We start from the raw sequence: 9,391 nt of genomic DNA on the forward strand, positions 1-9,391 counted from the left end.
TTTCTCCCCATCCAGGACGGGCTATTTTAAGAAAGAAGCCAGCTTCTACATCAAATCATGTAGAAGCTTTTTCTCCTTATTTCATACTTTCTAAAAGCTCTTGCTCATAATCATAAAGAGCTGTCGGATAGTCCCCATTAAAGTAAGCCATGCATAGACCGCCATATTTCCCTTCATATGGACGTCCAATTGCATCTACTAATCCATCTTCACTTAAAAATGTTAGTGAATCTGCACCGATTATTTCACGGATTTCTTCTACTGTATTATTTGCTGCGATTAGTTCTTTTCTCGTTTGAATATCAATGCCATAGAAGCATGGATACTTAAGAGGTGGTGAAGCGATTCTTACGTGAACTTCTGTCGCCCCAGCCTCGCGAAGCATACGGACAATTCGTTTACTTGTCGTCCCTCTTACGATAGAGTCGTCAATCATAACAACTCGTTTTCCTTCTACTACACCTCTTACTGCCGAAAGCTTCATCTTAACCCCTTGCTCACGCAGTTCTTGAGAAGGCTGAATAAACGTACGTCCAACGTAACGGTTTTTAATTAATCCTAACTCATATGGAATACCAGTAGCCTCCGCATAGCCAATCGCTGCTGAAATACTAGAATCTGGTACACCAGTAACAACATCCGCTTCAATAGGAGCTTCCGCCGCTAAACGTTTCCCCATATTTTTACGCGCTGCATGAACGTTAACACCAGCAATGTTAGAATCTGGGCGTGCAAAGTAAATGTACTCCATACTACAAATTGCATGTTCTACATCATTTGTGAAACGATCTACGTGAATTCCTTCATCATTAATGATAATTAATTCACCAGGTTCTACATCACGAATATATGTTGCACCTACTACATCAAAAGCACATGTTTCAGATGCTACAACGTAAGCATCCCCCATCTTTCCGATTGAAAGTGGACGGAACCCATTCGGATCTAACGCAACGATCATTTCATTTCCAGTTAGTAAAAGATATGCAAACGCACCTTTCACTTTATTTAGAGCCTCTTTTACACTTTCGATTAAAGAATCTTTTGTACTACGTTTAATAAGGTGTAAAAGTACCTCTGTATCGGAACTTGTTTGGAAAATACTTCCCTCTGCCTCTAATTCACGACGAAGCATTTTTGCGTTAATTAAATTTCCGTTATGAGCTAACGCCATACTATGATCGGAAAAGCGGAATAATAATGGCTGCACGTTAGCGACTTCACTTCCACCAGCTGTCGCATATCGTACGTGTCCAATTGCTGATTTTCCGTTTAATCCTTCTAGCTCACCTCTTGAAAACACTTCTGATATTAAACCTAACCCCTTGTGACCGGTGATTTTTTCCCCATTATTTACAACAATGCCTGCGCCCTCTTGCCCACGGTGCTGCAAACTATGCAATCCGTAGTACGAAACTTGTGCTGCATTTTCATGCCCCCAAATTCCAAAAACGCCACATTCTTCATTTAACCCCTTTATTTCAGCAAGCATGGGATTGCCCCTTTCCAAGCCTTTCTCATTTCATCTACATTTGCTGTAAGTAATACTTCATTTTCTTCATTATGAATTGTTACTTCATTTGTATTTGTTACTTCTCCGACTTGAGTTGCTTCAACCATTTTCTCGAATGCTTCTTTATTTTCACGTTTTACAGTTATCACGAAGCGAGATTGTGATTCTGCAAATAATGCCGCCGTTGCTTCACCGTCTAATTTCACAGTAGCACCTAAATCTTTAGCACCAATTGCACTTTCTGAAATCGCAACTGCTAAACCACCTTCAGCAACGTCATGTGCAGATTGAATAAGGCCAGCTTGAATTGCTGCTAATACTTGTTTTTGACGTTTTAATTCTACGTCTAGATCGATACTTGGTGATTGACCGAAAATTTTGCCGTGAATCATTTTTTGCAATTCACTTCCGCCAAACTCAGCTTTCGTCTCTCCAATGACATAAACTAAATCGCCAGCTTGCTTAAATTCTTGTGTTGTTACATGTTTTAAATCGTGTACAAGACCGACCATCCCAACTGTCGGTGTTGGATATACAGCTTCGCCACTACGTTCGTTATACATTGATACGTTTCCGCCGATAACTGGCGTTTGTAATGTGCGACAAGCTTCACTCATACCGTCTACTGATTTTTCAATTTGCCAGAAGATCTCTGGTTTTTCTGGATTACCAAAGTTTAAGCAATCTGTAATTGCAAGTGGCTCTCCGCCAGAACATACGATATTACGTGCTGCCTCTGCTACTGCGATTTTACCGCCCACTTCTGGATCTAAGTAAATGTAGCGAGAGTTACAATCCGTCGTCATTGCTAATCCTTTTTCTGTACCGCGTACACGTACAACTGCTGCATCCGAACCTGGTGTAACAACTGTGCTTGTGCGCACTTGGTAATCATATTGATCATAAACCCACTCTTTACTTGCAATCGTCGGTTGCTGTAATAGAGCGAATAACGTTTCTTTATAATTTTCTACTTTTGGCGTTTCCATTTTCATTGCTTGGAATTCAGCAAAGTATGCTGCTTCTTTTGATGGCTTATGGTAAATTGGAGCTTCTTCTGCTAAAGCATCCGCTGGAACTTCCGCCACCTTCTCGCCTTTATGGAATAAGCGAAGCATTTTATCTTCCGTTACTTTCCCCATCGTAACGGCTGCAAGACCATACTTCTCGAATAAATCTACTATTTCTTGCTCTCTACCTTTTTTCACAACAATTAACATACGCTCTTGTGACTCAGATAGCATCATTTCATATGGTGTCATTCCTGTTTCGCGCTGCGGTACATCATCTAAGTACATTTCAATACCCATTCCTGCTTTACTTGCCATTTCTGCAGAAGATGATGTTAAACCAGCTGCACCCATATCTTGAATTCCAACAAGTGCATCAGATTGAATCAATTCTAAACACGCTTCAATAAGAAGCTTCTCCATAAATGGATCTCCTACTTGAACTGCTGGACGCTTCGCTTCCGAGCTTTCAGATAGTTCTTCAGATGCGAATGTTGCACCGTGAATACCATCACGACCAGTTGATGCTCCTACGTACATTACTGTATTACCGGCACCGTGCGCTTGCCCTTTTTTAATGTCTTCGTGGTTAATTAAACCTACGCACATTGCATTTACAAGTGGGTTTCCTTCGTAACATGGATCAAATTGTACTTCGCCACCAACAGTAGGAATACCGATACAGTTACCGTATCCTGCAATCCCTGCTACTACTTCTTCGAATAAATATTTCACACGTGGTGATTGTAATTCACCGAAACGAAGTGAGTTTAATAGAGCTACTGGACGTGCTCCCATAGAGAATACGTCACGAATAATACCACCAACGCCTGTTGCTGCTCCTTGATATGGTTCAATAGCTGAAGGATGGTTATGACTTTCCATTTTAAATACAACTGCTTGATTATCACCGATATCTACAATTCCAGCGCCTTCTCCAGGTCCTTGCAAGACACGCTCACCTGTCGTTGGGAACTTGCGAAGAACTGGTTTTGAATTTTTATAACTACAATGTTCAGACCACATTACAGAGAATAATCCTGTTTCTGTATAATTTGGCAGACGGCCTAAAATCTTTTCCACCATGGCAAACTCTTCGTCTGTTAGCCCCATTTCCGCATATATACGCTCTTCTTTAATTTGTGTTGGATTTGGTTCAAGCATTAACGACATATGTTTCCCTCCACTGTTTTAAGATAGATTGAAAGACTTTTAATCCCTCAGCACCGCCAAGTAATTCATCTACAGCACGCTCTGGGTGTGGCATCATACCAAGAACATTTCCTTTTTCATTTACAATACCAGCAATATCCGAAACGCTTCCATTCGGATTTTCTACGTAACGGAACGCAATTTGATTATTCTCTTCTAATCTTTTAAGCGTTTCTTCATCACAATAGTAATTCCCCTCACCATGTGCGATTGGAATATTGATTACTTCATCTTTTTCATATTGTGATGTAAACATCGTTTCATTATTTTCAACACGCAACTGAACAGTGCGACACATAAATTTTAAATTTTCGTTTCTCATTAAAGCTCCTGGTAGTAATCCTGATTCAACAAGAATCTGGAATCCATTACATACACCTAGAATTGGCTTTCCTTGCTCAGCAGCTTTTTGCACTGCTTTCATTGCGTTAGCAAAGCGAGAAATAGCACCGCAGCGTAAGTAGTCACCGTAAGAGAATCCACCTGGTAGTAGAATTGCATCATATTCATCTAAATTCTCTGTATCGTGCCAAACGTAATCTACTTCTTCGCCAAGCTCATCTTTAATCGCATGGAACATATCAACATCACAGTTCGAACCTGGAAATACTATTACGGCAAATTTCACTGTGCGACAACCTCCTCAACTTCATAACGGAAGTCTTCCATTACAACGTTTGCTAGTAACTTTTCACACATTTCTTTTACCTTGCTATCTAGATCAGATACCGATTTATCAATTGTTAATTCCATATACTTTCCGATTCGAACGTCTTGTACTTCCGTGAAAGAAAGACTATGAAGTGCTCCTTTTACTGCTGTTCCTTGTGGATCTAATACGCTTTCTCTTAACGTTACATATACCTTAACTTTATACATGTGAAATTCCCCCTAAACGTTTTAAAATCTCTTCATAAGCATCTGTTAAATTTCCAAGATCACGACGGAATACGTCTTTATCAAACTTTTCATTGCTCGTTTCATCCCATAAACGGCAAGTATCTGGTGAAATTTCATCCGCTAAAATAATTTCTCCTTCTTCCGTTACACCAAACTCTAATTTAAAATCTACTAATCTTACACGACAGCTTGCGAAATGATCAATCAACACTTGATTGATTTGTAGAGCCATCTCTCGTAATACGCTTACTTGCTCTGGCGATGCAACGTTTAATACACGAATATGATCTTCCGTTACAAGCGGATCTCCTAAATCATCATCTTTGAAGTAAAATTCTACGATTGGTTCTGTAAGTACAGTTCCCTCTTCCATTCCTAATCGTTTTGAAAGGCTTCCTGCAATTACATTTCTTGTGACAACTTCTAGAGGAATAATACTCACTTTTTTAACAAGTTGCTCTGTTTCAGATAACTTCTCGACAAAATGTGTTTTAATTCCTACTTCTTGTAACTTTCTGAACAACAAAGTTGTAATCTCATTGTTCAAACGACCTTTTCCTGTAATCGTCTCTTTTTTCTCCCCATTGAAAGCAGTCGCACTATCTTTGTACTCTACCCAAACCATATCTGCTGATTCTGTACGATAAATTCTTTTTGCCTTACCTTCATACAGCAATTCTAGCTTTTGCATTTCGCAAGCCCCCTGTAGTTTGAAAAATGTGAATAATATTTTTATAAAGAATGGCACAGAATGACTCTATTCTGTGCCATATGAAATTTTACGCTTCGTTTAATCCAAGGCGTTCAAAGATTGTATCAACGTGTTGCATATGATGCTCATAGTTGAAGCATTCATTAATTTCTTCTTGCGTTAATTTGCTCGTAATACGCTCATCTGCTTCTACAAGTTCTTTAAATTGTACTTGCGTTTCCCAAGCTTCCATCGCTTTAGGCTGTACGATATCATAAGCTTCTTCACGTACCATTCCTTTGTCGATTAACGTAAGCATTACGCGCTGAGAATAAATTAGGCCATATGTTCTTGTCATATTGCGTTTCATATTCTCTGGGTATACAGTTAAGTTTTTAACGATATTACCAAAGCGATTTAACATGTAATTTAACGCGATTGTAGCATCTGGTAAAATTACGCGTTCTGCAGAAGAGTGGGAAATATCACGCTCATGCCATAATGGAACATTCTCGTAAGCTGTCATCATATAACCGCGAATAACACGAGCTAAACCAGTCATATTTTCAGAACCAATTGGATTACGTTTATGTGGCATTGCAGAAGAACCTTTTTGACCTTTTGCAAAAGCCTCTTCAACTTCACGTGTTTCACTCTTTTGTAAACCACGAATCTCAACCGCCATTTTTTCAATAGATGTTGCGATTAGTGCAAGTGTTGACATGTAGTGTGCATGACGATCACGTTGCAATGTTTGTGTTGAAATTGGTGCTGCTTCTAATCCTAAGTTTTCACAAACATATTTTTCTACGAATGGATCGATATTTGCATATGTACCAACCGCACCAGATAGTTTACCAACACGAACTGTATTAGCAGCTTGTTTGAAACGCTCTACGTTACGTTTCATTTCTTCGTACCAAAGACCAAGTTTTAAACCAAATGTCGTTGGTTCTGCATGAACACCGTGTGTTCTTCCCATCATGATTGTGTATTTATGCTCTTTCGCTTTGTTAGCTAAAATGCTAACGAAGTTTTCTAAGTCTTTTAATATGATTTCATTCGCTTGTTTTAAGATGTAAGATAACGCTGTATCTACTACGTCTGTAGATGTTAAACCGTAATGAACCCATTTACGTTCCTCACCTAATGCTGGTGTTTCTGATACAGCACGAGTGAATGCAACTACGTCATGACGCGTTTCTTTTTCGATTTCATAAATGCGCTCAATATCAAATGATGCATGTTCACGAATTTTCTTCACATCTTCTTTTGGAATATCGCCAAGCTCAGCCCATGCTTCACAAGCTAAAATCTCAACTTCTAACCATGCTTTAAATTTGTTCTCTTCCGTCCAAATTGCACCCATTTCAGGGCGTGTATAACGACTAATCATCTTTTTCCCTCCAACAGTTGTTCTTGATGGTCCCAAATATGCAAACTCTTCGCTTTTTCTAGAGCGACTTCAATATTATCATTTAAAATATTAACATGCCCCATTTTCCGCTGTGCTTTTGCTTCTTCTTTTCCATACAAGTGTAAATAGCACCCGGTTAATCTATTCACTTGTCTTAGGACCCCTTCTATATGTTCGCCTAAAATGTTTACCATGACAACTGGTTTTAACAAATTTGTTTCTCCTAGAGGTAAATTACAAATCGCTCGAATATGTTGACCAAATTGGCTCGTTTCGCATGCATCCTGTGTATAGTGCCCTGAATTGTGAGGTCTTGGTGCTAATTCATTAATGTAAATCTCACCATTAGCTGTAGCAAACATCTCTACCGCTAGTGTTCCCACAAGTTTTAATTCATCCGCAAGTACCTTTGCGTAATCAATTGCTTTTTGAGAAAGATCTTCTGTAATGCGTGCTGGCACAATTGATTCATGCAAAATATTATTTACATGAATATTTTCTGCTACTGGAAACACTTTCGTTTCACCGCTTACACTGCGAGTTACAATAACTGATACTTCTTTTTCAAAAGGCACCCATTTTTCTAAAATGCACTCTGCTGCATTCGCAAGCTTTCGTGCTTTCTCAACATCAGCTTCACTTCTTAAAACAACTTGCCCTTTCCCATCATATCCACCTGTCGTCGTTTTTAAGACGGAAGGATATGATAACTCGGCGATTGCTTCAATAAGTTGCTCTTGATTTTGAACCAGTCTGTACGTTGCTACTGGTAACCCAGCTTTCTCAATCGCATTCTTTTCTGTAAAACGATTTTGCGTTGTATTTAGCAACTGACTACCTTGTGGTAAGTAAGCATGCTTTTCAAGCCATTGTAAACATCTATAATCAATATTCTCAAATTCATATGTGACAACATCACTTATCTCTGCTAAATGCTGAATTGCTTTTAAATCGTCATACGGTGCAATAATTTCAATATCAGCAACTTGTGCACATGGTGAGTTTTTTGTAGGATCTAAAACAGCAATTTTATATCCCATCTCCTTAGCTGCCAATGCCATCATTCTTCCTAGCTGGCCGCCTCCAATAATACCGATTGTTTTTCCAGGTAAAATGATTCTTGTCATACTAGCTCACTACCTTCGCGCACATCTTTTTCAATTGCTTCTCTTCTCAATTCTAATGCATCATGTATGTCATCATGGAATGATCCAAGTATTTGTGCAGCAAGTAAACCAGCATTTGTTGAACCAGCTTTACCAATTGCAACAGTTGCAACTGGAACCCCTCCTGGCATTTGGACGATGGATAATAATGAATCTAAGCCGTTTAACGCTTTTGATTGAACTGGAACGCCGATTACAGGAAGATTTGTCTTCGCTGCAACCATTCCTGGTAAATGCGCTGCTCCACCAGCTCCAGCAATAATAACTTTCAAGCCACGTTCACGAGCCGTCTCTGCATATTCAAACATATAATCCGGAGTCCGATGAGCGGATACAACTTTTTTCTCATACGGTATATTTAATTCATCTAAAATGTCACAAGCATATTTCATTGTTTCCCAGTCTGACGTACTTCCCATTATGACTCCAACTAGTGATTTCATATTAGAATCCCCCCGATTCAAATAAAAAAAGCCTGAAATAGAACAGTTTCTCTTTTACTATGAGAGAAAGCGCTCTACTCAGGCATAAGTATCCCTTGTGAATAGAAAAATACCGAGTGACTTTCCCTCATAGTCTAACGAATAACGGTCGTTAGGTAGAGACTTGCAGGCCATATCCCCGCGATTATATGAGGTCTTATATAATATTGTTTCTATGGCTATATTAACAATATTTCATAAACAATGTCAACAAATAATCGAATGTTTTTTTATTACTTACCAATAACGTTCGTGTTTTAGTTATATTCAAAAGAATAATTGTAACTATATGCAAGAAGGATAAGAAATTAGAATATATATTTCTAGAGATCTATCGTGCACATAGCTGTTTGTATACTAATTCCGTATGCTTTAATATAGAGCATATCATTTATACTCATTTTACTTATAAGGAGGACAATAATGAAAAAAATAACTACACTCTTTTCATATTTATTCCTTTGTATTGCAGTCATTGCTGTAATGATTGAATACTTATTTATATCATCCCACCTTTTTTACTCTCATTATTTTAAATATATACTTGTGGTAGAAATAACGTTTCCTATTATAGGGATTATTTTAGGAGCACTCGGAAAACCTGGAAGGCAAAAAATCATTGCTATTACTTTAAATAGTCTCTGCTTCATTCTTTTTTCTTCTTTAGGATTATTAAATTTATGGATTATGACATTTGGAAAATAAAAATAAACACAAAAAAACCTAAGTCGAATCGACTTAGGTTTTTGCTTGGCGACGTCCTACTCTCACAGGGACAAGGTCCCAACTACCATCGGCGCTAGAGAGCTTAACTTCCGTGTTCGGTATGGGAACGGGTGTGACCTCTCTGCCATCATCACCAAACTATGAAGGCATATTCCTTCAAAACTAGATAACATTTGCTACATATTATATGGTTAAGTCCTCGATCTATTAGTATTCGTCAGCTCCACATGTCACCATGCTTCCACCTCGAACCTATCAACCTGATCATCTTTCA

9 protein-coding genes, 2 rRNA genes and 1 riboswitch are annotated in these 9,391 nt (G+C 38.6%); of the genes, 1 reads left to right on the forward strand and 10 read right to left on the reverse strand.

Going from position 1 to position 9,391, the window contains the following annotated elements:
• Window positions 1–76 precede the first annotated feature (76 nt).
• The 8 genes from purF to purE all read right to left on the reverse strand — a co-directional run bounded on the left by purF (window position 77) and on the right by purE (window position 8,352).
• Window positions 77–1,492, reverse strand: a complete 1,416-nt coding sequence (gene purF / locus ACQKNI_RS21625; RefSeq protein ID WP_088231851.1) for an amidophosphoribosyltransferase — start codon at window positions 1,490–1,492, stop codon at window positions 77–79.
• Complete coding sequence (gene purL, locus ACQKNI_RS21630) at window positions 1,477–3,696, reverse strand: phosphoribosylformylglycinamidine synthase II (protein ID WP_088231852.1); 2,220 nt, start codon at window positions 3,694–3,696, stop codon at window positions 1,477–1,479. Before purL ends, purF begins: the two co-directional genes overlap by 16 nt.
• Window positions 3,680–4,363, reverse strand: coding sequence for a phosphoribosylformylglycinamidine synthase subunit PurQ (gene purQ, locus ACQKNI_RS21635; RefSeq protein WP_048375606.1), 684 nt, complete (start codon window positions 4,361–4,363; stop codon window positions 3,680–3,682). Before purQ ends, purL begins: the two co-directional genes overlap by 17 nt.
• Window positions 4,360–4,614 (reverse strand): phosphoribosylformylglycinamidine synthase subunit PurS, encoded by a 255-nt coding sequence (purS, locus tag ACQKNI_RS21640; protein ID WP_000278823.1) that lies wholly within the window; start codon window positions 4,612–4,614, stop codon window positions 4,360–4,362. The genes purQ and purS overlap by 4 nt, the downstream gene beginning before the upstream one ends.
• On the reverse strand, window positions 4,607–5,326 hold the full coding sequence (gene purC / locus ACQKNI_RS21645) for a phosphoribosylaminoimidazolesuccinocarboxamide synthase (protein ID WP_088231853.1): 720 nt from the start codon (window positions 5,324–5,326) through the stop codon (window positions 4,607–4,609). Before purC ends, purS begins: the two co-directional genes overlap by 8 nt.
• An 88-nt stretch (window positions 5,327–5,414) precedes the next feature.
• Window positions 5,415–6,722 carry an adenylosuccinate lyase gene (gene purB, locus ACQKNI_RS21650; protein WP_088231854.1) on the reverse strand — a complete coding sequence of 436 codons (1,308 nt, stop codon included), beginning with the start codon at window positions 6,720–6,722 and terminating at the stop codon, window positions 5,415–5,417.
• A complete protein-coding gene (purK, locus tag ACQKNI_RS21655) occupies window positions 6,719–7,870 on the reverse strand; it encodes a 5-(carboxyamino)imidazole ribonucleotide synthase (RefSeq protein ID WP_088231855.1) in 1,152 nt (383 codons plus the stop codon). Before purK ends, purB begins: the two co-directional genes overlap by 4 nt.
• Window positions 7,867–8,352 (reverse strand): 5-(carboxyamino)imidazole ribonucleotide mutase, encoded by a 486-nt coding sequence (purE, locus tag ACQKNI_RS21660; RefSeq protein ID WP_000839367.1) that lies wholly within the window; start codon window positions 8,350–8,352, stop codon window positions 7,867–7,869. The genes purK and purE overlap by 4 nt, the downstream gene beginning before the upstream one ends.
• A 110-nt stretch (window positions 8,353–8,462) precedes the next feature.
• A riboswitch (purine riboswitch) is annotated at window positions 8,463–8,564 on the reverse strand.
• A gap of 250 nt (window positions 8,565–8,814) precedes the next feature.
• Here purE and ACQKNI_RS21665 point away from each other — a divergent pair.
• Complete coding sequence (locus ACQKNI_RS21665; protein ID WP_088231856.1) at window positions 8,815–9,096, forward strand: hypothetical protein; 282 nt, start codon at window positions 8,815–8,817, stop codon at window positions 9,094–9,096.
• A gap of 43 nt (window positions 9,097–9,139) precedes the next feature.
• Here ACQKNI_RS21665 and rrf read toward each other — a convergent pair.
• Together rrf and ACQKNI_RS21675 are read right to left on the reverse strand one after the other, a co-directional pair.
• Window positions 9,140–9,255: ribosomal RNA gene (gene rrf / locus ACQKNI_RS21670) — 5S ribosomal RNA — on the reverse strand.
• A gap of 49 nt (window positions 9,256–9,304) precedes the next feature.
• Window positions 9,305–9,391: ribosomal RNA gene (locus ACQKNI_RS21675) — 23S ribosomal RNA — on the reverse strand; the annotation flags it as partial.

The organism is Bacillus sp. NPDC094064 (assembly GCF_050279585.1).
Lineage (GTDB): Bacteria > Bacillota > Bacilli > Bacillales > Bacillaceae_G > Bacillus_A.

What these genes read in the sequence shown, in the direction of transcription:
- purF (WP_088231851.1), bottom strand. Translation starts at nt 1,492, where the DNA reads ATGCTTGCTGAAATAAAGGGGTTAAATGAAGAATGTGGCGTTTTTGGA.
- purL (WP_088231852.1), bottom strand. Translation starts at nt 3,696, where the DNA reads ATGTCGTTAATGCTTGAACCAAATCCAACACAAATTAAAGAAGAGCGT.
- purS (WP_000278823.1), bottom strand. Translation starts at nt 4,614, where the DNA reads ATGTATAAAGTTAAGGTATATGTAACGTTAAGAGAAAGCGTATTAGAT.
- purC (WP_088231853.1), bottom strand. Translation starts at nt 5,326, where the DNA reads ATGCAAAAGCTAGAATTGCTGTATGAAGGTAAGGCAAAAAGAATTTAT.
- purB (WP_088231854.1), bottom strand. Translation starts at nt 6,722, where the DNA reads ATGATTAGTCGTTATACACGCCCTGAAATGGGTGCAATTTGGACGGAA.
- purK (WP_088231855.1), bottom strand. Translation starts at nt 7,870, where the DNA reads ATGACAAGAATCATTTTACCTGGAAAAACAATCGGTATTATTGGAGGC.
- purE (WP_000839367.1), bottom strand. Translation starts at nt 8,352, where the DNA reads ATGAAATCACTAGTTGGAGTCATAATGGGAAGTACGTCAGACTGGGAA.
- ACQKNI_RS21665 (WP_088231856.1), top strand. Translation starts at nt 8,815, where the DNA reads ATGAAAAAAATAACTACACTCTTTTCATATTTATTCCTTTGTATTGCA.